Consider the following 23,232-nt stretch of genomic DNA (forward strand, 5'->3'; position numbering starts at 1 on the left):
CTTGTACGGTGGTGTGAGAGGACGGAGGCCGTGAGGCCTCCTCCTACTCGATTGGGCTTGCGATGAGGACTAGTTGCTAAATTGCTTCTTTAAGATTCTATCCAATGAAAATGGTCCGGCTCCCCATACCACAACGATAAGAATCATTAATCCCCACAACTGATGATCATAGAAACCTTGTTCCCACAGCACCGGGTAAGACACGACAGCTATGATGTTGAACACGAACAGCACTGCGGCCATCGGTCGTGTTAATAAACCGAGTGCTAAAAACACTGGCAGAATTAACTCAGCGGCAGTACCCATGTAAGCTGCTAATTCCCAAGGTAACAGTGGGACTTGGTATTCCAACTCAAACAAGTAAAGAGTGCTATCCCAAGTTGCTATTTTGGTTAACCCAGAATTAAAGAAGACCCACGCCACCCATAGGCGGCAAAACAGAAGTAGGACAGGAACAAAAAGTGCCTGTGATTTCTCAATCAAATTGTCGTATTGAGCCATCATGTTCGTGACTGTGTTGTTATCCATATTATGTCTCCAATTCGGCATCGATTGAAAAACCTGAGATGACGTTAAGCGCCATGACAGTATTCAGGTGTTGTAGTCGTGAAGGGTCAATCTCAGCGAGCGTTTGACCCGATTGCAATTCAGTTAATAGTTGGTGGCATTCTTCTGTCAAACAATGACTCTCAACCTGTGAATTCTCGGCTCGGATTAACACCCCAAATTCAGGTTGGTTGATGTCTAACCCGTCGAGTTGTTGCTGATAGATAGCTTGTTCAAGCGCGATAATCGTGTAACTAGAGCTAATTAGCGTTATTGAATTTTTGAGGTGAAAGACTAAAGCGCTTTGTTGCTCTGGTGGCACATCGGCTAAACAAGAAAGAGGACGTTGGTCGACATGTGATTCTGAAGCGCACCTCATCAGGTTATCTTTCTGCCATTCATACAACGCCACTTCACTGAGATAAGGTGCAGCCTCAATAACGGCAGTAAAGGCTTGGATAGTTTGTGCAAAGTGTTCACCGTAACCACTGACATCACCAGAGGTCGATGGATAACTTAAGACATGTTGACGAGCCATCTGTTGGAAGCACTCCTCTCCAACCAACATTTCAGTGAGTGGGTAGGTTGCTGCCAAAACTTCGCTCAAGCTGATGACAAAGTTATTGCGGTAAATCTGGATTCGCTGTTCATCGGTAAAATGGTCGCTCACTATGTCGCAGTGCTCACCATTGTTTTGATAGCGCAGGGCGTTAGCAAACTCCAATTGAACATCTGCTAGGGAGTGGCTCATGATGCGCAACTCCTTTGGTTGAACTTGTCGTGTTGATACAAGATGTCACTGGCTTTGGTTGCTTCAGCCAATAAAACTTGTGGCTCTGGGATATCGAGATCCCATTCAATCAAGGTATGGCGTGAACCATGTTGTGCTATCCAGTCAGTATAGAGTTTCCACACTTCGTCACAGACAGGTTTACTGTGTGTGTCTATCCAGATCTCACCTTGTTCAAGTTTCTTTTTGGTAAAACCGGCCAAGTGAATCTCTTCCACTTTGTCTGCAGGTATTCCGCTTAAGTACTCTTCACAACTAAAGCCATGATTAAAAGATGAGACGAAAATATTATTGAAATCGAGCAGTAGGCGACATTCGGTGCGCTTCTGTACCTCGGCCAAAAATTCCCATTCTGGGATGGTTGAATGCTTGAAGGCAAGGTAACTCGATGGGTTCTCAATCAGCATAGGGCGTTGCAGGTTGTCTTGAACCTCTAATACATTTCGACAAAAGACTTCCAACGCCTCTTCGGTATAAGGCAGCGGTAATAAGTCATTGAAGTAATGACCGCCGGTCTGACTCCAGCTGAGGTGGTCAGAAACCAAGAACGGCTCGATATCATCAATCAGATCTTTTAACTGCAGTAAGTGATTTGGGTTGATGCGCTCAACAGAACCTAGAGACAATCCAACACCGTGACAACTTATATTGTGGGCACTACGAATTTCTCTGAGTTGTTGACGTTGCGGTGATTGAGCTAAGAAGTAGTTCTCGCTGTGAACTTCTAACCAACTTATTAAGGTTGGATTTTGGCTAAAGAAGTCCAAGTGTGGTGTTCTAAGGCCAACCCCTGCGTTGGGGTGAAGAGTTTGAGTCACAACGATTCTCCTAACAAGAAGTGGAGGTGAGCTGTATGTCAGCCCACCATACTAAGCTGCTCAATTAAGAAGATTGAGTGCTACCACCTGATAATTTGCCACATAGCCCTTTAGGTACGACCACGAATGCATCGGATTGGTTGTCTTCTTTTGCTGTACCCGCACATGAGCTTGTTTTGGTTGCACAATCATTTTGGCCAGCTTTTGCCACGCCGTAGCATTTTTCTTTTGCTGCTGCTTCCGCAGGTGCTGATGTAAGAACTGCACCGCCGAACGCTAGTACACTTGTGATTGCAGCTGTAACAGCAAGATTAGAATTTTTCATAGTCATTCCCTCTAGGACTTAATAGTATTTTCACATCGCAGGTTAATGGCTTGTTAACTTGCTTACTAAAAAGGATAGGAACAACCGGGAAATAATTTCACGGCATTATAAAAAATATCAATATTAATGATGTTTTATCTTTTAAGTTGTTGAATTAATGATGTTAATTTTTGATGGTTTTTTCTTCTTATTATCCTAAACGCAGCCTAGTGTTTAGGTTATAATCAACTTTTATGTATAAATACCCAGTAGTGAGCATATCCAATGATAGATCCTTCGCTTTTACTCGATGGCCTAAACGATAAACAACGTGAGGCGGTCGCGGCACCTTTAGAAAACCTACTTATTCTGGCAGGTGCTGGCAGTGGTAAAACGCGAGTGTTGGTGCATCGTATCGCTTGGTTGCAAAGTGTAGAGCAAGCATCACCGTTCTCTATTATGTCGGTTACCTTCACCAACAAAGCGGCAGCAGAGATGCGTGGTCGTATTGAAGAGTTGATGATGGGCAGCTCGTCAGGTATGTGGAACGGCACCTTCCACGGTATCTGTCATCGTATTCTTCGTGCTCACTACCTAGATGCAAAACTGCCAGAAGACTTCCAGATCATTGACTCAGATGATCAGATTCGCTTACTACGTCGCTTAATCAAGGCGCAAAACCTTGATGAAAAGCAGTGGCCTGCCAAGCAAGCTTCTTGGTGGATCAATGGCAAGAAAGACGAAGGGCTGCGCCCAAGTCACATTGACGCCTACCATGATCCAATAACTCAAACGTGGTTAAAGATCTATTCTGCTTACCAAGAAGCATGTGACCGTGCTGGCTTGGTCGACTTTGCGGAAATCTTGCTGAGATCGCATGAGCTATTACGCGATAAGAAACACATCCGAGAGCACTACCAAGCACGCTTTAAGCATATCCTTGTCGACGAATTCCAAGATACCAACAACATCCAATACGCTTGGCTTCGCATGATGGCTGGCCCAGATTGTCGCGTGATGATCGTAGGCGATGATGACCAATCTATCTATGGTTGGCGTGGTGCGAAGATCGAAAATATTCAGAAGTTCTTGGATGAATTCCCAGGTGCTTCAACGGTTCGACTCGAACAAAACTACCGTTCAACCAAAACCATTCTGCAGGCGTCGAACGAGCTTATTTCGAACAACACCGAACGTATGGGTAAAGAGCTGTGGACCGATGGTAACGATGGCGAGCCAATCTCTGTGTACTCGGCTTATAACGAGTTAGATGAAGCGCGTTTCACGGTTAGCAAAATCAAAGAGTGGCAGGAGAAAGGCGGTGCGTTAGAAGATACGGCAATGCTATATCGTAACAACGCACAATCGCGTGTTCTTGAAGAAGCTTTGATCCAAGCTGGTCTACCTTATCGAATTTACGGCGGCATGCGATTCTTCGAGCGTCAAGAAATTAGAGACGCCTTGAGCTACATGCGCCTAATGAGCAATCGCGGTAATGATGCGGCGTTTGAGCGTGTGGTAAACACGCCAACGCGTGGCTTGGGTGATAAAACGTTAGAAACGATTCGTCTTGCAGCGCGTGATCGTGGTGCAACCATGTGGGAAGCAAGTGTTGCTTTGATAGAAGAGCAAGTGCTACCCGGTCGTGCTGCGGGTGCATTGAGCCGCTTTATCGAGCTGATTAATGCGCTTGAAGATGACACTTTAGAACTGAGTCTGCATGAACAAACTGACCACGTGATCAAATCGTCGGGTCTGTTTGCGATGTACGAGCAAGAGAAGGGTGAGAAGTCGAAGGCACGTATTGAGAACTTGGAAGAATTGGTAACGGCAACGCGCCAGTTTGAAAAGCCGGAAGATGCGGATGAGATGAGCATGCTGACGGCGTTCTTAACTCACGCAGCTTTGGAAGCGGGTGAAGGTCAGGCCGATGAGTTTGACGATGCGGTTCAGTTAATGACATTGCACAGTGCCAAAGGCCTAGAGTTTCCAATGGTATTCATGGTGGGTGTCGAAGAAGGCATGTTCCCAAGCCAGATGTCGGCCGAAGAAGCGGGGCGTTTAGAAGAAGAGCGTCGCTTGTGTTACGTAGGCATGACCCGTGCGATGGAGAAGCTTTACATCACTTACGCAGAAATGCGTCGTTTGTACGGTCAGGACAAGTACCACAAACCATCACGTTTTATTCGTGAGCTACCAGAAACCTGTCTGGATGAAGTGCGTATGAAAGCGCAAGTCAGTCGCCCTGCAAGCAGTAGTCGCTTTAGTCAAACCGCTGTGAAAGAGAACTTCAATGAAACTGGTTTTAGCTTGGGTTCTCGCGTGAAGCACCCTAAGTTTGGCGAAGGCACTATCATCAACTTCGAAGGAAGTGGCCCACAGAGTCGAGTTCAAGTGGCGTTTAACGGTGAAGGGATTAAGTGGTTAGTAACTGCTTACGCGCGTTTAGAGCAGCTTTAATCTATTACTTCTGCATCTAATAACCGTTCATTATTGAAAACAAAAAGAGCAGCCAATGGCTGCTCTTTTTTATTGCGTATCGCTTTAAGCGATCGCAATACATGACTGACTAGAAGGGAGCTTACAGTGCTGCAAGTGCCGCTTCGTAGTTTGGTTCTTCAGTGATCTCTGCAACCAACTCACTGTGTGTTACCACACCTTTTTCATCAACAACGACAACTGCACGTGTTGTTAGGCTTGCTAGTGGGCCTTCTGCAATCGCTACGCCGTAGTCTGATGCGAATGTAGGAGAACGGAAAGTCGAAGCGTGTTGAACGCCTTCAATGCCTTCTAGTTCGCAGAAGCGACCTGCAGCAAATGGTAGGTCAGCAGAAATACAAACAACAACCGTGTTCTCAAGCTCTGCCGCTTTTGCGTTGAACGTACGTACGCTCGTTGCACAAGTTGCTGTGTCGATGCTTGGGAAGATATTTAGAACCACTTTCTTGCCTGCAAGAGAAGCAAGAGTCAGTTCAGAAAGATCGCCTGCAGTCAGTGCAAAGCTTGGTGCCTGTTCGCCAGTTTGTGGGAATGTGCCAGTTAGCGGTACAGCAGCGCCTTTGAAGGTAACGTGTGACATGAATTTGTCCTTAATTTAATTATGGTTATGAAACTAGTTGAGCCTAGTAAGACTTACGTTACTCGGAAGTGGTTAAGAAGTGAATGGTTTAAATGTCAGAATTGTAATCAAAGGTCTTTGATTTATTTGTTTTAGGGGAAGAAAAGGTGAGACGACAGATAAAGAAAAACCCCGAGAGCTTGCGCTCATCGGGGTCTATAGTCTTACTCGCAGCAATCCGGCTACTAAGTGTGCTCCATGCATCAAATCCATGATAGTGTGCTGTTATCCTTCAGCGCATTCCTTTCGTCGCCTTCCTAGCGGTGTCCTTGATCTTATCCTGATCTGCCAACAATCCTCGTTAGCGCGCGTCACTTGTTCCTTGAGCGGTGTCCTTTACATCATCCTGATGTTCAGTCCTTTCCTCGTCCAGAGGTGTCCATTGTCTTTCCTTAGTAGCAACCATCCTAGTTACTATTGTGTCCATTCAATGTCCATTTCGCTATCCATGCCGATTATTCATCCTGAGTAATCGAATCTTCATCCTGAAGATAACCAAGTCCTTGGCGTTTCCTGTTCCGTGTCAGCATCCTTCCGACACCATTCATATTACCGATTCCTTATTTATCAGCAATGGTGCATAAGCGAATTTCTATATAATTATTTGAATGATAAATGTACGTATTGTTTAATTTCAATCGGTTACGGTTTGTGGGTGACTAATTTCGTCATCAAATATCGATATTTACTCACTGCCTTGTGAGAGATCTCGCACAAGACAGGGAGTAAAAAGGGAGTATTTTCCCTTATTGGCCAATGGCAGCACCTTCACGACGAGGGTCTGCAGCACCTTCTAGACCATCTTTTGTGATGCGAATAGCGTGTAAACCCGAGTTAAGATCGCGAACGTTGACCTCAAATCCCATCTTTTCTAGCTCAGGTTTGAAGTTTTCCGCTGATGTTCCTTTTTCCAAATCTAAGGTACCGAAGCGATTTAGGAAGTGTGGTTGGTTGATCGCTTGTTGGATATCCATGTCCCATTGGGTGTGAGCAATGATCGCTTGTGCCACATAACCGATGATACGGCTGCCGCCCGGAGAGCCAATCGCCATGTAAGGTTTATCGTCTTGCATGATGATGGTTGGTGCCATTGAAGAACGTGGGCGCTTACCCGGCTCGAGTCGGTTGGCGATAGGTTTGCCATCGTTATGAGTCTTGAATGAGAAGTCGGTTAGTTCGTTATTGAGTAGGAAGCCTCTTACCATCAAGCGTGAGCCAAATGCGTTCTCAATTGTGGTGGTCATCGATACGACATTGCCATCGCTATCGACAATATTGAAGTGGCTGGTGGAAGGCAGTTCAATAGACACATCTTGGCTTTGCAGTATGGCGTGATCCCACGGTGGGGTGCCTGATGGTGCACTTTCTAATGCCTTTCCAGTAGTAATTAGCTGGGCACGTTCCTGCAAATAGTCAGTATTCACTAACCCTTGGGTTGGCATTGGCACGTAATCTTGGTCTGCCATGTACATACCACGGTCTGCAAAGGCCAAACGAGAAGCGTCTGCTAACACTTGCCAAGATTTTGCGTCGTTTGGTCCCCATGATTTAAGATCAAACTGCTCGGTCATCGCTAAGATCTGCCCAACCGTTAATGCACCTGAACTTGGTGGACCCATTCCGCAAATATCGTAGCTTTCATAAGCAGAACAAACCGGTTCGCGTTGCTTGATCGAATAAGTGTCGAAGTCTTTCTGTGCCAATACGCCCGGGTTGCCTTTCGCTGTTTGTACTGTGTTAACGATGTCGGCAGAAATCTCACCTTGGTAGAAAGCTTTAGCACCATCCTTCGAGATAGCGTGTAACGTTGCCGCGTATTCAGGGTTCTTAAGTTGCGTGCCAGCGGCTTTCGGGCTGCCATCGGCATTGAAGAAGTAGGCTTTAGTTGTCGCAAAGCGGCTCAGACGTTCTTGGTCGTTTTCGATCAAGGTGGCTAAACGTGGGCTGATAGTAAAACCTTCTTCAGCTAACTGAGCGATAGGTTTAATCAGTGATGCCCATTCGAGCTTGCCGTATTTCTGGTGAGTGTCCCACAGCAATTGCACCGTGCCCGGCGTGGCAACAGAACGACCGCCAACCACGGCATCATAGAATTTAAGCGGTTGTCCGTTTTCGTCTTGGAATAGACGTGGGGTGGCATCAAGTGGCGCAGTTTCACGGCCATCGTAGGTCTTGAGCTGTTTGTCTTTGCCATCAAAATAGACAAGGAACGCGCCGCCACCAATACCTGATGACTGAGGTTCCACTAAGCCAAGCATAAGCTGCACGGCAACCATGGCGTCAATTGCGTTACCACCACGGGCAAGTACATCAGCACCGGCTTGTGTTGCAAGAGGGTTGGCTGCGGTGACCATCCAATCGTTGGCTTTAACGAGTTGTTTGGTTTCTAAACCACTACTTTGTTCGGGTGCGACGGAATCGGCAGCTTGATTTGCCCAACTGACGTGAGAGGCAAAAAGTAGGGTAGAAGTGGCGAGGGTTGTTAGTTTTGTTTTCCACTGCATGATCTTCTCCTTTTAATATGCAGAGCTAGATTGGCAGCGGAAAGATTAGATAGCCAGTGCGTTGTTAACGAATTGTAATCTTGATTCGAATTTAAGCGATTAAACCGGACAGCGACTGCCAAAGAATACTCGCGCCAATCAGGCTGAATACCACGCCACATAAGCCATCGATGTATACCGTTGCTTCGCTAAGTTTCTTCTGTAGAGCCTTAGTCGAAAGCATCCACGCCAGTAGTGAAAACCAAAACAGAGACAGACCAAACAAGATAATAAGCGCAAAGCCTTTACCTGATAGAGACATGTCGGCAGGCACTAAGCTCGACATCAAGCTAATAAAGAACACCAAAGCTTTTGGGTTGAGAATATTGGTCGCAAACCCTTTCGAAAATGCCTGACGCTTGTTGGTCAGAATCAGATCTTTGGCATTGACGGTATCGTCGTCATCGTCGTGGTTCTGAATGATTTGCCAGGTTGCTTTAAGTGCACCGTAGCCTAAGTACAGCAAGTAGCTACCGCCAGCCAACTGGATAATGGCAAATAGGGTTGGTTGCTGGTGGACTAGGTAACTGATTCCCGTCAGGCTGAGCAACGAATGCAGTAAGATCCCGCAAGATAAACCAAGCGCAATGTACAAGCCTGTTTGTCTGCCGTGGCGTGTCGCATTTTGCACGACTAACGCAAAGTCAGGGCCGGGGCTCATCAAAGCGATGAAATGGATAGAGGCGAGGGTGATCAGTATGGTGACTTCGTTCATGTCAGTTCTCAATAACGTTGCCGCTATTATTAAATAAGTAATCGTATTGAGCGTAGCTTACCGCGATTTGAAATCGAGCAATTGTAAATTATCAACACTTAGTTGATTTGTGAGGGTGGTACGCCGAATGTGGTTTTGAATGCCTTGGAGAAGTGTGCTTGATCATAGAAGCCTACTTGGTGCGCGACTTTAGTACCACAGATCCCAGATTTAATCAGGCGCATGCTCTGTTCCATACGTAAACGGCTCAGCCACGCGTAAGGGGTGATGCCCATTCTGTTCTTAAAGTGGCGTTGGAATTGAGTTGTGGTTAAGCCGCACAGCTCAGACAGTTGTTCTAATCGCACTGGCTGGTCCAAATTCGCCATCAAATAGTCTTTGAGTGTATTAATCGATTGATTACCCAGTTTGATGTCACTCTTCGATCCAAATTTTGCATAACGATCGACAATCGTTGAGAACCCCTCGAATGGTAAGCAATCTTGAGCGAGTTGGCTGATGCTTTGATTGATTAACAGGCCGTGTAAGTTGCGTAATTGTAAAAACGCAGCTTGATCGGAGAGGATCAACTCAGAAAAGCCTAATGTGTGACCATTTTGCTTGGGATCGGCAAGATCTCGAAACCATTGAGGAGAAACTGCAAACACACTGACTTGATAACCTGAATCGAGTTTGGAGTGCCCATCATGCAGCTCATCAGGTGGCATGATAACCACTTGGCCTGCACCGACATGGTGGCTCGCCCCTTTATAGGCGAATTTTTGCTGCCCTTGGGTAATTAAGCCGATGTGAAAGTCCAAATGATAGTGACGCTGAAAAGCAAACTCTTGGTATTGAGCTTGGATCAGGCTGATATCTTCTGTTGGGGTAGAGTAGTAGTGGACTTTATCCATGGTACAAAAAAGCTTGGTCAAATAGTCATCAATTCAACCAAGCTTATCTGCGTATTAAGGGATTGTCTTGTAAAAAACGATCAATATCACTGTTTCGCGCGTTTGTTCTTCTTGTTGTTACGCAGGCCATCAAAGCTGAAAATAACCAGTGCTCCCCATATGAAAGCAAAGGTGATCGCTTTATCTGAGGTAAAGGCTTCGCCGTAGATCAGAACCGCCAGTAAGAACATCAAGCTTGGACCGATGTACTGGAAGAAACCGAGTGTTGATAGCTTCAAGCGAGTTGCAGCGCCAGTAAAACACAGCAATGGAACCGTGGTGATCACACCGGCAGCAACCAGTAATAGGTTGAGTTGCATCGGGTTCATCGATAAGTTTGAGGTCGGGCTATCGGCAATAAACAGTAAGTAGGTTGCGGCGAGAGGCAACATCACCAGAGTTTCAATGAACAGACCCGTTTGTGCTTCTAAGCTGACTTTCTTACGCAGCAAGCCATAAAAACCAAAGCTAAAGGCTAGGGCAATGGCGACGATAGGCACTGAGCCGAAGGCAATTAATTGGATTAATACGCCAATCGCAGCCAGAGCCACAGCAAACCATTGCAGCTTACGTAAGCGTTCGCCAAGGAAGAGCATCCCAAGTAACACGTTAATCAGCGGGTTGATGTAATACCCCAAACTGGCATCGAGCATGTGATTGGAGTTCACCGCCCAGATAAAGATCAGCCAGTTAGCACCCACCAAAATAGACGTCGCTACCAAATAGAGCATTTTTGGTTTTGAGGTCAGGGTATCGCGGACTTTACGCCAGCTGCGGCCAATGTGCAGTAAGAAAGCGAGTAGGAAAAAAGACCATACTACACGGTGGCTGAGGATCTCTAACGGGGAAACGTCACTTAAAGATTTGAAATATATAGGGGCGATACCCCACATTGTGTAGGCGCCGACGGCAAGCAAAACTCCTTGGCGCGTACGTTGTTGTTCTTCCTGTGTCATGCATCTTTCTCTAGCACTGAGTGCTTATTAATAAGATTTATAAGAGAGTTGGTCAGTATAGGAGCGATAACCCTTTTCACCTAACAATTTGCGGTTTAATTCGCCAGCGTTCCCCTCTACAATGTGCGACTTGCTTGCCGAAGATGCTTGCTGATTTCATACCTCGATTAGGAACCACAATGACCGCCACTCTGATTGCTGAGCAAATACCAACTCCCGCGAATGATGCGCAAACCATCTTGCAAGATGTGTTCGGCTATCAAAGCTTTCGCGATGGTCAGCAAGAGGTCATTGATTTGGCCGTTGAAGGCAAAGACAGCTTGGTGATTATGCCAACCGGTGGTGGTAAATCTCTGTGTTACCAAATTCCGGCTTTGGTTCGTGAAGGGCTGACTCTGGTTATCTCACCGCTGATCTCGTTGATGAAAGACCAAGTCGACCAATTGAAGGCCAATGGTGTTGCCGCTGAGTGTATTAACTCTTCAATGCCACGTGACCAATTGCTGAATGTGTTCAATCGTATGAACTCAGGTCAGCTGAAAATGGTGTATGTGTCACCAGAGCGTGTGTTGATGCGTGATTTTATCGAGCGTCTTCAAGGTTTACCGCTTTCGATGATTGCAGTCGATGAAGCGCACTGTATCTCTCAATGGGGTCACGACTTCCGCCCTGAATACGCATCATTAGGTCAGCTTAAACAGTATTTCCCGCATGTGCCTTACATGGCGCTCACAGCAACCGCTGATGATGCGACGCGCAAAGATATTATCTCGCGCTTACAGCTCCTGGACCCGCATACTTACTTAGGCAGCTTTGATCGCCCTAATATTCGCTACAACTTGGTTGAGAAGCACAAACCCGTGTCACAGGTGGTTCGCTACCTAGAAACACAAAAGGGCAATTGCGGCATCATCTACTGTGGTAGCCGTAAGAAAGTGGAGATGGTGACCGAGAAGCTGTGCAATAACGGTATTCGCGCCGCGGGTTATCACGCTGGTATGGACACCGATGAGCGTGCTTACGTTCAAGAAGCCTTTCAACGCGATGATATTCAGATCGTGGTCGCGACTGTGGCTTTCGGTATGGGCATCAACAAACCCAACGTACGTTTCGTGGTGCACTTTGATATTCCACGTAATATCGAGTCTTACTATCAAGAGACAGGCCGTGCAGGTCGTGATGGTTTGCCTGCTGAAGCGATGATGTTGTTTGACCCGGCTGATATGGGTTGGCTGCGTCGTATGCTAGATGAGAAAGAAGAAGGCCCACAGAAACAAGTTGAGATGCACAAGCTGAATGCGATGAGTGCCTTTGCTGAAGCGCAAACGTGTCGTCGTCAGGTTCTGCTTAACTATTTTGGCGAATATCGCGAGAAGCAATGTGGCAACTGCGATATCTGCTTAGATCCACCAAAACACTTTGACGCGACCCAAGAAGCACAGAAGGCGTTGTCTTGTGTGTACCGTGTGAATCAGTCATTTGGTATGGGCTACGTGGTCGAAGTAATGCGAGGCATGCAGAACATCCGTGTCCGCGATAATGGTCACGATAAGCTATCTACCTACGGTATTGGCCGCGATCACAGTCATGATTACTGGATCAGTATCTTCCGTCAGCTGATTCATAAAGGCTTGCTGGTCCAGAACATCACTCGTAACTCAACTTTACAGCTAACAGAAGAAGCCCGCCCGCTGCTGCGCGGTGAGATGTCTTTGGAATTGGCTGTTCCTCGTTTAGATACAGCGGTGCGTAATGCTAAGTCCGATAAGTTAAGCAGCAAGAATTACGATAAGAAGCTGTTTGCGAAACTGCGTAAGCTGCGTAAGTCGATTGCTGATGAAGATGGCTTGCCACCATATGTGGTATTCAGTGACGCGACCTTGATTGATATGGCTGAAATACTACCTACTTCATACGGAGAAATGCTGGCAGTCAACGGTGTCGGTCAACGTAAACTCGATAAGTACGCAGACCCATTCCTAGATCTGATTCAAGAACACATCACCACACACGGCTAGTTTGCGAGAAACGTCTAACTAATAGAAAAAGAATAAGGTTGATAGGGACATGACAACACAAACAGAATTTGGCTTAAGAGAGTATTTAGCTGAGGAAGGGCGTTTATTGATTACGTCTCCAAGTTTTGATTTTGATTCTTATGAAGTGCTAGGTGAAAAGCTGGTGGCGTTGTTGTCAGCGTCAGTTGTTGAAAAGCAATGGGACGCCGATATGCATTCTTGGTTGATTGATTTTGAAAATTGCCGAATGTTCTTAAAGTCCGAACATTACAGTGAATCAATTTGGTTTGAGTCGTTAAATGCTGAAGAAAGCCGAGAAGAGTTTGATTATCTCGCGACGCTTTTCAAGCGCGGTTTTTAACTTTTGGCATCTCTTCTAAAACACAGCTTCTAGAGCTATTCACCAATAAAAGTGAGGATAAACGTTTGCGTTTGTTCTCACCATTGCAGCCAATATTGATTAATGTATAATCGCCCGCCGCTCAATAGAGCAAATTATAGAAACATTTTTAATTCACATTATTGGTAAGAGCTTTCTTGGATTATTCGAAGAAATGACTCGATTTGGGTTCCCTCACCCCCAAACCAAACTAAAAAGGTACAGCATGAGTAACTTTACCCCTGCGCAACAGCGCAAAGCCCTAGCACTATTAGTTTTGTTCCATTTGGTGATTATTGCGTCAAGCAACTATCTGGTTCAGCTACCTTTTACCGTCTTCGGTATGCACACCACTTGGGGTGCTTTCACTTTCCCGTTTATCTTCCTAGCGACCGATCTGACCGTACGCATTTTTGGCGCGCAGCTTGCCCGTAAAATCATTTTCTTAGTGATGCTACCAGCGCTGGCCGTTTCTTATTTCTTGTCAGTGGTGTTCTTTGAAGGTTCATTCCAAGGCTTTAGCCAACTAGGTGAGTTCAACTTGTTTGTTGCACGTATCGCCGCGGCGAGCTTCATGGCTTATTTACTGGGTCAGATCTTGGATGTGCATGTTTTCAACCGCCTACGTCAGCTTAAACAGTGGTGGGTTGCCCCAACGTGTTCAACGTTATTCGGTAATGCTATTGATACCATCGCTTTCTTTGCGATTGCTTTCTACCAAAGCCCAGATCCATTCATGGCCGAGCATTGGACTGAGATTGCCTTAGTCGATTACGGATTCAAACTTATCATCAGCCTAGGCTTGTTCGTGCCTATGTACGGTGTGCTTCTTAACTACATTGTTAGAAAGCTAACCGCAGTGAACCCTGACTTTAAAGCGACAGGCGTGAACGCTTAAGTTTGAGATTTGTAACACAAAGCATTAATGCAGCGATAAGAAAAAGCTCAAGTTAGTCTACTAACTTGGGCTTTTTTAATTTCTAGCGTCAGATACTAATATCAGAGGCATTTAATATTCAATGGCCAGCCAATATCGGTTTGTCTATTCGACTCGAGCTCTAGCTCTGCAGCGGTCAGCGGATTGTCAGCTAACCATTGCTTAGAAAGCGTTAGGGTTAGATTGTTGTCATTCGTCGTCAGTTTGAACTCAGGCTCTAGCGCTGGGTTACGACGGTGGGTCAGCAAAATAGCTAAACGCAGAATACGTAAAATACGCTTGCTACTGGTTCCTGAGATAGCGTGTTGCTCTGGTAATGAGGTTAACTGTTCACGGTAGCGACGAGTTAACTCACCCAAGTAGTGCTTTTGCGCTCGAGTAAAGCCAGGTAGGTCTAAGTTCTGCAGCAGATAAGCGCTGTGCTCACCGCCTTTTTTGAAATCGATGGTTAAACCAATCTCGTGAAGCTTAGCTGCCGTTTGCAATAGCACACCAGCTTGAGGTTCTGAAACCCACGCTTCGGCGCCCGCTTGGTCTAGCAGCGTTTGTGCGACTACTGCTACTTGTTCACCGTAGCTTACGTCCATTTGGTAGCGTGATTGAACACTCTTAATGGTACGCGCTCGGATATCTTCTTGGCGTAGCTCATCAACCATCTCGTAGGCTAGGCCTTCACGGAGTGCGCCGCCTGCGAGTGTCATTGAATCTATTTCAAGCAGCTCAAAAATAGCAATAAGAATAGAAAGGCCACTCGGGAACACTAATGCGCGTTCAAGGGTAAGTCCTTCGATTTCTAGCTCTTCCAAGCGCTCAGTAATCATCGCTTGTTTCTGTAGACGCTTAAGTTTGGCATGAGTAATCACTTCATCCATGCCTTGCGCCAACATGATCTCTTGCAGTGCTTGAACGGTACCGCTGGCGCCCACACACACATCCCATCCGATATCAGTGTAGCTATCTAGGATAGGAGCCAACGTCGACTTCGCCGCTTCAATGGCGTTGTTAAAGTTGGTAGCGGTTAATTGGCGGTTTTTAAAGTGGCGCTCAAGCCAAGTAACACAGCCCATCTTTAGGCTGGTTAGGGCTTTCGCTGAGAAGCCTTCACCAATGATCATCTCGGTGCTTGCGCCACCAATATCAACAACCAGTCGGCGGCCGCTGCCACCAGAAGTGTGTGCTACGCCTTTATAGATAGTCGCAGCTTCTTCTTCTCCGGAGATAACATTGATGTCGTAACCAAGGATCTGGTTCGCTTTCTCTAGAAATATATCCACATTGATAGCAGTACGTAGGGTCGCTGTACCGACAATGCGGATATTTTCTTTCGGAATATCTTGCAGTCGCTCTGCAAAGAGACTCAAACAGTCCCAACCGCGCTGCATGGCTTCTGTACTAAGCGCATTATTTTCATCTAAGCCTGCAGCTAAACGCACTTTGCGCTTAATTTTAGCCATGGTTTGTACGCTGCCATCGATATGACGCACAACGAGCATATGAAAACTGTTCGACCCGAGGTCGATTGCAGCGTAAAGCGGGGGTGACACTGTTTGACTCATAAGCGACTAAGCTTCCTTGTTATGACGCGGTTGGCGTGGGCGACGGTTCTGGTTTGGTTTACGGTTCCCGTTGCGTGGGCCATTGTTGTTTGAGCGGCGTTGTTGCGGGTTACGTGTACGTAAGCGCAATGGTGCTGGTAGATCTTCTAGCAGTGCAGAAGCATCGTAGTCAGACACAGGGATCGCGTGCTCAATGTATTCTTCGATTGGTGGCAAGTTGATTGCGTAATCTTCACAAGCAAAGCTGATCGAGTGACCACTTGCACCAGCACGACCTGTACGGCCGATACGGTGAACGTAATCTTCACAGTCATCAGGTAGGTCGAAGTTGAATACGTGTGTTACTTGAGGAATGTGTAGACCACGTGCTGCAACGTCGGTTGCGACAAGCAGGTCAACATCACCTTTAGTGAATTGCTCAAGAATCTTTTCACGTTTCTTCTGAGGAACATCGCCAGTTAGCAGGCCAACACGGTGACCATCTGCAGCTAGGTGACCCCAAACAGACTCACATTTGTGCTTAGTGTTAGCGAAGATGATAGCGCGCTCTGGCCACTCTTCTTCAACTAGAGTCTGCAGCAGTGCCATTTTGTGTTCGTTTGATGGGTAGAACAGCTCTTCCTGAATGCGGTGACCTGTTTTACGCTCTGGCTCAACAACAACATGCTCTGGGTTGTGCATGTGTTCGAACGCTAGCTCTTGTACGCGGTAAGACAATGTCGCAGAGAACAGCATGTTCAGGCGATCTTTTGGCTCAGGCATACGGCGGAACAAGAAGCGGATGTCTTTGATGAAACCAAGATCGAACATGCGATCAGCTTCGTCAAGAACAACAGCTTGAATGTGGTTAAGGTTAAATACCTTCTGCTTGTAGAAATCGATGATGCGGCCAGTCGTACCAATTAAGATATCTGCGCCTTCTTCGATTTTACCTAGTTGCTTGTCGTAGCTTTCGCCACCGTAAGCAAGTGCTGCCTTGATACCTGTGCTTTCAACCAGAGAGTCAGCATCGTTGTAGATCTGAATCGCGAGTTCACGCGTTGGTGCCATAATAATCGCACGTGGCTGGTTAGGCTTACGCCCTTCATGCTCAGATGTTTTTAGCAGGTGGTTAAAAGTAGCAGTAAGAAACGCAAGCGTTTTACCAGTACCCGTTTGGGCCTGGCCTGCAATGTCTTGGCCGGTGAGCAGTACCGGGAGCGCCAAGGCTTGGATAGGGGTACAATAATCGAACCCTTTTTTCTCCAATCCTTCAATGACTTGCGGAATTAAATCCAAGTCGGCGAACTTTTGCTCTGTGATATGCGTCTTTTTCATTGCTATAGAATATCAGCTTAAGCTTGCAATACGAAAGTAAATACATTCCAATAGGGCATCTATTTACTGGTTATCATCCAACCAGTTCTAAAAAATACATTGGAGTGGAAGATGAGTGATAAGATTTTGCAGCTAACTGATGACGGTTTTGATAACGATGTAATCAATGCTGCAGGCCCTGTTCTTGTTGATTTTTGGGCAGAATGGTGTGGTCCATGTAAAATGATTGCGCCGATTCTTGATGAAATCGCAGACGAGTACGAAGGCAAGCTCACAATCGGTAAATTAAATATCGACCAAAATGCTGGTACTCCACCAAAGTTTGGTATTCGCGGTATTCCAACGCTACTTCTTTTCAAAGATGGCGGCGTAGCAGCGACTAAAGTTGGTGCATTATCTAAAACTCAACTTAAAGAGTTCTTAGACGCTAACCTTTAATCAGGTCAGCATTTGAAAAGAAACCGTGCAGTTAACAAATGCGCGGTTTTGTTTTTTCTAAGCTATGGACTAGTCTTAGTTTTAGTGCTAATTTATCGCACGTTAATTGAACGAATTTCTCTTCTTGGTCGATCCTGTGACCAAATCCTTCTTAACTTAAGAAAACAGATCCTATTTTGACTAAACAAACTTCCACCACTATGAATCTTACTGAACTGAAGAACAGACCTGTGTCTGAGCTTGTTAAACTTAGCGAAAGCTTAGGTCTTGAAAATCAAGCTCGCCTAAGAAAACAAGACATTATCTTCTCCATCCTTAAAGCGCATGCAAAAAGTGGTGAAGACATCTTTGGTGATGGTGTTCTAGAAATTCTTCAAGACGGTTTTGGTTTCCTACGTAGCGCCGACAGTTCATACCTGGCTGGCCCAGATGATATCTACGTATCACCAAGCCAAATTCGTCGTTTTAACCTACGTACAGGTGACTCTATTGGCGGTAAAATCCGTCCACCTAAAGACGGTGAGCGTTACTTTGCACTGCTTAAAGTAAACACGGTTAACTACGACAAGCCAGACAACGCACGTAACAAGATTCTTTTCGAAAACCTTACTCCTCTTCACGCTAACGAACGTATGGTGATGGAAGCGGGTAATGGTGCGACTGAAGATATTACGGCTCGTATTCTTGACCTTGCATCTCCAATTGGTAAAGGTCAGCGTGGTCTGATTGTTGCTCCGCCTAAAGCGGGTAAGACAATGCTTCTGCAAAACATTGCTCAAAGCATTGCACGTAACCATCCTGAGTGTGAACTAATGGTTCTACTTATCGATGAGCGTCCAGAAGAAGTAACAGAAATGCAGCGTCTAGTTAAAGGCGAAGTAGTTGCTTCAACATTCGATGAGCCAGCATCTCGCCACGTACAAGTTGCAGAAATGGTTATCGAGAAAGCGAAGCGCCTTGTTGAACACAAGAAAGATGTAGTTATCCTACTGGATTCTATTACTCGTCTAGCTCGTGCTTACAACACTGTGATTCCTTCATCAGGTAAAGTTCTTACTGGTGGTGTTGATGCGAATGCTCTACATCGTCCAAAGCGTTTCTTCGGTGCGGCACGTAACGTAGAAGAAGGCGGTAGCTTAACGATCATCGCAACAGCACTGGTTGATACTGGTTCTAAGATGGATGAAGTTATCTACGAAGAATTCAAAGGTACAGGTAACATGGAACTGCACCTTAACCGTAAGATTGCTGAAAAACGCGTATTCCCAGCGATTGATTTCAACCGCTCTGGTACTCGTCGTGAAGAGCTTCTTACCAAGAACGATGAACTACAGAAGATGTGGATCCTGCGTAAGATTGTTCACCCAATGGGCGAAATCGACGCAATGGAATTCCTTATCGACAAGCTAGCAATGACGAAAACGAACGATGAGTTCTTTGACGCAATGCGTCGTCAGTAATATTGATTAGCTGATCGTATTTAATAAGCGCTGCCCTCGGGTGGCGCTTTTTATTTGCATTTTGTAGCGCCAGCTTGCAGAATGAGCAAAAGTGTTACAAGGACGTTAAAATGCAACATGGACTGTTGTCATCATTACTCCTGTCTACTTCACTGTTATTTTCACCGGTTGGTATGAGCTATGCCACCGAGATGTCTCCACTTACAGTAGAGTCTTGGCTTGAGAATGATCAAGTAAAACTGAAAACTGCTGAACTACTAGAGCTTGTCGTACGTGACGAAGTCAATTCGCTACGCTTTGCGCTTGAGCGCCTGACATTTCCCCAGCAAGAGGTGGCTCGTTACCAACTCTTGAAGAAGCTTGAACAGCAAAAAATCGTACTCACACCCAAGATGTCTATCTTCATCGAGCAGCAACTTGCTATCACGCCCACTTATCAAGTCTTAGAACGTGGCGATGGCTATGAGTTTACGGTACCTGCCTTTAATTACCCTTCAATTGCTAATCGCCTTATTAAACAATGGCGTCAAGATCAGAAGACATTGGTATTTGTGCTAGATGCAGAGAAACAGGAACTCGACCTAAAAGAGTGGTTATCTGGATCTGAACATCAAGTTCAAACGCGAGAAGCGTTGCTCATTAGAGAGCTAGACAGTTTGTCTCCTGAAGCGGTTGATTACCTAACTAAGCAACTCACCGCATCTTCTATTGTTAGTTGGTTACCTTCTACTGAGGTGGTGGTTCGATTAGCGCAAGTGAGCGAAGACCCAGAGGTTTACAAAATTCTATGGCGAATGAAGGCCGATTATCATAGCCAAGCTGAGCTAGTTCGCCTTGCTGAAACCAAACAAACGTTCGCGCTTGAACAGGTGATGGCAGCGACTAAGAACCCGCGTTTGAAAGATGAAGCGATTACTTTGCTTACCAAAGTTAACCCGTTATCAGAAGAGGTGAAGCTGTTCCTTGTCTCTAGGATGGCGATTGCTGATGAAGCACCATTAGTTGCGCGTGAACTCGCCAAACAAGGTCATACGCGATGGTTGCAAGATCTCGTCAATGATAACCCTCAGGTGAAGAGTTCTTTGATCGAGCAAGCATTACCGTAAAGTGGATTTTGCCTCTCAATAACCACACTAAAAAGGGGGACCTCAGCGTCACCCTTTTTGATATACTGAGCGCAGAATAATCAGCATGTAGAAGTCCTATGAGTTTTAAAGATTTACGTGATTTTATCGACCATCTTGAAAGTATTGGTCAGTTGAAACGCATTTCTCACCCAGTCGATCCAGACTACGAAATGACCGAGATTAGCGACCGTACTCTACGTGCTGGTGGCCCGGCTCTTTTGTTTGAAAATCCAGTAGGCTATGACATGCCCGTTTTGACCAATCTATTTGGTACACCTAATCGGGTTGCTATTGGTATGGGACGTCAAGAAGTCAAAGAACTGCGTGAAGTGGGCAAGTTGCTTGCTTACCTAAAAGAACCTGAGCCACCAAAAGGCTTTAAAGACGCTCTTGATAAACTACCTGTGTTTAAGCAAGTCTTAAACATGCCAGCTAAACGCCTTCGCAAAGCGGCTTGCCAACAAGTGGTATGGCAAGGCGATGACGTCGACCTAGATAAAATCCCTGTGATGAGCTGTTGGGCTGATGATGTCGCGCCATTGCTAACATGGGGTTTAACGGTTACTCGTGGTCCAAACAAGAAACGCCAAAACTTAGGTATCTATCGTCAGCAGAAGATCGGCAAGAATAAAATCATCATGCGTTGGTTAGCCCACCGTGGTGGAGCATTGGATCTGCGTGATTGGATGGAAACTAACCCTGGGAAACCATTCCCAGTATCGGTAGCGTTTGGTGCTGATCCTGCCACCATTCTTGGTGCGGTTACGCCAGTGCCGGATAGTTTATCTGAGTACGCGTTTGCAGGCTTACTACGTGGTAGTAAAACTGAGGTCGTTAAATCAATCAGCAACGACTTAGAAGTTCCCGCAAGTGCAGAAATCGTGATGGAAGGTTACATCGACCCGAATGAATTCGCAGATGAAGGGCCTTACGGAGATCATACTGGTTACTACAACGAGAAAGAAAAGCACCATGTGTTTACTATTACTCATGTAACCATGCGCGAGAACCCTATCTATCACAGCACCTATACTGGCCGTCCACCTGATGAGCCAGCGGTATTAGGTGTTGCGCTAAATGAAGTGTTTGTGCCTATTCTTCAAAAGCAGTTCCCAGAGATTGAAGATTTCTATCTACCGCCTGAAGGTTGTTCGTACCGAATGGCAGTCGTGACCATGAAGAAGCAATACCCAGGTCACGCTAAGCGAGTGATGATGGGTGTATGGTCTTTCTTACGCCAATTCATGTACACCAAATTTGTATTGGTGTGTGATGAAGATGTGAATGCACGTGATTGGTCTCAAGTAACCGCAGCGATGTGCGAACATATGGATCCGTCACGCGATAGCCTGATGATAGAGAACACGCCGATCGATTCATTGGATTTTGCCTCACCCGTGGTTGGGTTAGGTTCTAAGATGGGTCTAGATATTACTAAGAAGTGGGACGCAGAGTTAGCGTTATCGCCAGATGTCCAAACAGCACCTGTAAATAGTGAACATATTGAGGGTAGCTTGGCTGAGTTAACCAAGGTTCATCCTGAAATTATTGATGTTCACCTGCAAAACGACAATGCCAGCATGGTTGTGGTGTCTATTGATAAGCAAGCTGCCGGTAATGGTAAGAAAATCATGGAAGCGGTTTGGTCTCAATTTGATGAGAACAAGTTTGTTATCGTGTGTGATGGCGATGTCAATGTGAGTGATTGGAATGACATCATTTGGGCTGTAACGACAAGAATGGATCCGGCGAGAGATACGTTATTCCTGCAGAACGAAACTGGACACTCAAAAATGGGTCTCGATGCGACCAATAAGTGGGAAGGTGAATGCCTGCGTGAGTGGGGTGTACCAATCACAAAAGATCCTGATGTTGTGAAAAAGATTGATAGCATCTGGGAACAGCTAGGAATTTCATGAGCTACCAAGTAGTCTTATACCCAGAAAACATCAGTTTCACAGTAGAAAAAGGGCAAACGGTCTTGGATGCTGCGCTCAACAGCGATATCTATTTCCCAAACCGTTGCCAAGTTGGCGCATGCGCAATGTGTATGTGCAAAAAATTAGAAGGGCAAGTGAGTTACCACCTTGAACCCATGCTCACAGAGAAAGAGCAGCAACAAGGCTGGATTTTTGCTTGCCAAGCATTTGCAGAAAGTAATTTAGTTCTAACCTTTGCCGATTAAGGGTTAGTAAGAGGAAGAACATGACTATTAAATGTAAAGTGAAGTCTATCGAGCCTTTGGCTTGTAATACTTACCAAATCCTACTTCACCCAGAAACACCGGTCGCTTTTAAAGCGGGCCAGTACCTGATGGTTGAAATGGGCGAGAAAGATAAGCGCCCATTCTCTATCGCAAGTAGCCCTTGCCGCCACGAAGGTGAGCTTGAGCTGCACATTGGTGCTGCCGAGCACAACGCTTACGCACTAGAAGTGGTTGAAGCGATGAAGAAGGCACAAGCTGAAGATGGCGATATTGCGATTGATGCTCCACACGGAGATGCTTGGATCAAAGAAGAAAGCGATCGCCCTCTATTACTTATTGCTGGTGGCACGGGTTTCAGCTACGTGCGATCTATTCTTGATCACTGCATCGCGCAAAATAGCTCGAAAGAGATCTACCTATACTGGGGCGCAAAAGATGAGTGCCAGTTATATGCTAAAGAAGAGTTGGTTGGCATTGCAGAAAAGCATAGCAATGTGCACTTTGTACCGGTAGTAGAAGAAGCACCGGAAGTTTGGCATGGCCAAACAGGTAATGTGCTTGAGGCTGTTATGCAAAGTTTCGAATCATTAGCTGATTTCGATATCTATATTGCAGGTCGTTTTGAAATGGCGGGCGCTGCAAGAGACCTATTTACTCAGAATAAAGAAGCAAAGCGTGACCATATGTACGCTGATGCTTACGCATTTATCTAACAATACCCTTAGATTTTGAGCAAAAAGAGAGCAGAAATGCTCTCTTTTTTACGTTTAGGTGAACTATTAGGCAGTTAACCCCTATTTATTCATTTTTCATGAAAAAGTAGTTGCTAAGCTGAGAGGGTTCCCTATAATGCGACACCACTGAGACGGCAGACGCCACAAGGCTTCAGCAAGAATCAGTAAGACGGAAAGCGACAAAAAATTAATTTTCAAAAAGTGTTTGACACTGAATGTTAATTCGCTAGAATGGCCGTCCACTTCGAGAGGCTCCTTACTTAAAAGGAACGCTCAAGAAGTTAAGCTCTTTAACAATTTAAACCTATCAATCTGTGTGGGCACTCGTTGATGAATAT

The 23,232-nt window shown here is 45.8% G+C and carries 21 protein-coding genes; 10 read left to right on the plus strand and 11 right to left on the minus strand.

What is annotated here, in order from left to right:
- Positions 1–69 precede the first annotated feature (69 nt).
- The 4 genes from AB6D58_RS22405 to AB6D58_RS22420 all read right to left on the minus strand — a co-directional run bounded on the left by AB6D58_RS22405 (position 70) and on the right by AB6D58_RS22420 (position 2,479).
- Positions 70–528 carry a DoxX family protein gene (locus AB6D58_RS22405; RefSeq protein WP_048661185.1) on the minus strand — a complete coding sequence of 153 codons (459 nt, stop codon included), beginning with the start codon at positions 526–528 and terminating at the stop codon, positions 70–72.
- Position 529: 1 nt separating this feature from the next.
- The gene (locus AB6D58_RS22410; protein WP_102433027.1) at positions 530–1,297 is read right to left on the minus strand and encodes a DNA-binding domain-containing protein; all 768 of its coding nucleotides are present in this window, start codon (positions 1,295–1,297) and stop codon (positions 530–532) included.
- On the minus strand, positions 1,294–2,154 hold the full coding sequence (locus AB6D58_RS22415; protein WP_102433028.1) for a DUF692 domain-containing protein: 861 nt from the start codon (positions 2,152–2,154) through the stop codon (positions 1,294–1,296). The genes AB6D58_RS22410 and AB6D58_RS22415 overlap by 4 nt, the downstream gene beginning before the upstream one ends.
- 64 nt (positions 2,155–2,218) lie before the next feature.
- Positions 2,219–2,479 (minus strand): DUF2282 domain-containing protein, encoded by a 261-nt coding sequence (locus AB6D58_RS22420; protein WP_060983713.1) that lies wholly within the window; start codon positions 2,477–2,479, stop codon positions 2,219–2,221.
- Positions 2,480–2,743: 264 nt separating this feature from the next.
- Here AB6D58_RS22420 and uvrD point away from each other — a divergent pair, with 264 nt between their 5' ends.
- Positions 2,744–4,918, plus strand: a complete 2,175-nt coding sequence (uvrD, locus tag AB6D58_RS22425) for a DNA helicase II (RefSeq protein WP_372158545.1) — start codon at positions 2,744–2,746, stop codon at positions 4,916–4,918.
- A gap of 121 nt (positions 4,919–5,039) precedes the next feature.
- Here uvrD and tpx read toward each other — a convergent pair whose 3' ends face one another.
- The 5 genes from tpx to rarD form a co-directional block, all read right to left on the minus strand.
- Positions 5,040–5,537 carry a thiol peroxidase gene (gene tpx / locus AB6D58_RS22430; protein WP_017065742.1) on the minus strand — a complete coding sequence of 166 codons (498 nt, stop codon included), beginning with the start codon at positions 5,535–5,537 and terminating at the stop codon, positions 5,040–5,042.
- Positions 5,538–6,322: 785 nt separating this feature from the next.
- Entirely contained in the window at positions 6,323–8,080 is a 1,758-nt protein-coding gene (gene ggt, locus AB6D58_RS22435) for a gamma-glutamyltransferase (RefSeq protein WP_372158548.1), read from the minus strand.
- 91 nt (positions 8,081–8,171) lie between these two features.
- The gene (locus AB6D58_RS22440; RefSeq protein ID WP_017061328.1) at positions 8,172–8,834 is read right to left on the minus strand and encodes a LysE family translocator; all 663 of its coding nucleotides are present in this window, start codon (positions 8,832–8,834) and stop codon (positions 8,172–8,174) included.
- Between the two features lie 98 nt (positions 8,835–8,932).
- On the minus strand, positions 8,933–9,727 hold the full coding sequence (locus tag AB6D58_RS22445; protein WP_372158550.1) for an AraC family transcriptional regulator: 795 nt from the start codon (positions 9,725–9,727) through the stop codon (positions 8,933–8,935).
- A gap of 86 nt (positions 9,728–9,813) precedes the next feature.
- Positions 9,814–10,722 (minus strand): EamA family transporter RarD, encoded by a 909-nt coding sequence (rarD, locus tag AB6D58_RS22450; RefSeq protein ID WP_017061330.1) that lies wholly within the window; start codon positions 10,720–10,722, stop codon positions 9,814–9,816.
- A gap of 179 nt (positions 10,723–10,901) precedes the next feature.
- Between rarD and recQ the strand changes: the two genes are divergently transcribed.
- From recQ to AB6D58_RS22465, 3 genes are all read left to right on the plus strand, one after another.
- Positions 10,902–12,740, plus strand: coding sequence for an ATP-dependent DNA helicase RecQ (recQ, locus tag AB6D58_RS22455; RefSeq protein ID WP_372158552.1), 1,839 nt, complete (start codon positions 10,902–10,904; stop codon positions 12,738–12,740).
- A 49-nt stretch (positions 12,741–12,789) separates the two neighbouring features.
- The gene (locus tag AB6D58_RS22460; RefSeq protein WP_372152680.1) at positions 12,790–13,101 is read left to right on the plus strand and encodes a DUF3630 family protein; all 312 of its coding nucleotides are present in this window, start codon (positions 12,790–12,792) and stop codon (positions 13,099–13,101) included.
- A gap of 244 nt (positions 13,102–13,345) precedes the next feature.
- Positions 13,346–14,017: a 7-cyano-7-deazaguanine/7-aminomethyl-7-deazaguanine transporter gene (locus AB6D58_RS22465; RefSeq protein WP_017061333.1), complete on the plus strand. Its 672-nt coding sequence runs from the start codon at positions 13,346–13,348 to the stop codon at positions 14,015–14,017.
- 101 nt (positions 14,018–14,118) lie between these two features.
- On the opposite strand, the gene gppA is transcribed toward AB6D58_RS22465, so the two are convergent.
- Both gppA and rhlB read right to left on the minus strand, forming a co-directional pair.
- Positions 14,119–15,612 carry a guanosine-5'-triphosphate,3'-diphosphate diphosphatase gene (gene gppA, locus AB6D58_RS22470; protein ID WP_017059247.1) on the minus strand — a complete coding sequence of 498 codons (1,494 nt, stop codon included), beginning with the start codon at positions 15,610–15,612 and terminating at the stop codon, positions 14,119–14,121.
- A 6-nt stretch (positions 15,613–15,618) separates the two neighbouring features.
- Entirely contained in the window at positions 15,619–16,929 is a 1,311-nt protein-coding gene (gene rhlB / locus AB6D58_RS22475; protein WP_372158555.1) for an ATP-dependent RNA helicase RhlB, read from the minus strand.
- 111 nt (positions 16,930–17,040) lie between these two features.
- On the opposite strand from rhlB, the gene trxA reads away from it, so the two are divergent.
- The 6 genes from trxA to fre all read left to right on the plus strand — a co-directional run bounded on the left by trxA (position 17,041) and on the right by fre (position 22,873).
- Positions 17,041–17,367, plus strand: coding sequence for a thioredoxin TrxA (gene trxA / locus AB6D58_RS22480; RefSeq protein WP_010440700.1), 327 nt, complete (start codon positions 17,041–17,043; stop codon positions 17,365–17,367).
- A gap of 200 nt (positions 17,368–17,567) precedes the next feature.
- Positions 17,568–18,827, plus strand: a complete 1,260-nt coding sequence (gene rho, locus AB6D58_RS22485) for a transcription termination factor Rho (RefSeq protein WP_017062978.1) — start codon at positions 17,568–17,570, stop codon at positions 18,825–18,827.
- A 110-nt stretch (positions 18,828–18,937) separates the two neighbouring features.
- Positions 18,938–19,933 (plus strand): hypothetical protein, encoded by a 996-nt coding sequence (locus AB6D58_RS22490; protein ID WP_017059249.1) that lies wholly within the window; start codon positions 18,938–18,940, stop codon positions 19,931–19,933.
- 98 nt (positions 19,934–20,031) lie between these two features.
- Positions 20,032–21,873, plus strand: a complete 1,842-nt coding sequence (gene ubiD, locus AB6D58_RS22495; RefSeq protein WP_017059250.1) for a 4-hydroxy-3-polyprenylbenzoate decarboxylase — start codon at positions 20,032–20,034, stop codon at positions 21,871–21,873.
- Positions 21,870–22,139, plus strand: coding sequence for a 2Fe-2S iron-sulfur cluster-binding protein (locus tag AB6D58_RS22500; RefSeq protein ID WP_008224727.1), 270 nt, complete (start codon positions 21,870–21,872; stop codon positions 22,137–22,139). The genes ubiD and AB6D58_RS22500 overlap by 4 nt, the downstream gene beginning before the upstream one ends.
- Before the next feature lie 20 nt (positions 22,140–22,159).
- Complete coding sequence (gene fre / locus AB6D58_RS22505; protein ID WP_017059251.1) at positions 22,160–22,873, plus strand: NAD(P)H-flavin reductase; 714 nt, start codon at positions 22,160–22,162, stop codon at positions 22,871–22,873.
- The last annotated feature ends 359 nt before the right edge of the window (positions 22,874–23,232 follow it).

It is taken from the genome of Vibrio sp. 10N.239.312.D08 (assembly GCF_041466145.1).
Classification (GTDB): Bacteria; Pseudomonadota; Gammaproteobacteria; order Enterobacterales; family Vibrionaceae; genus Vibrio; species Vibrio crassostreae_C.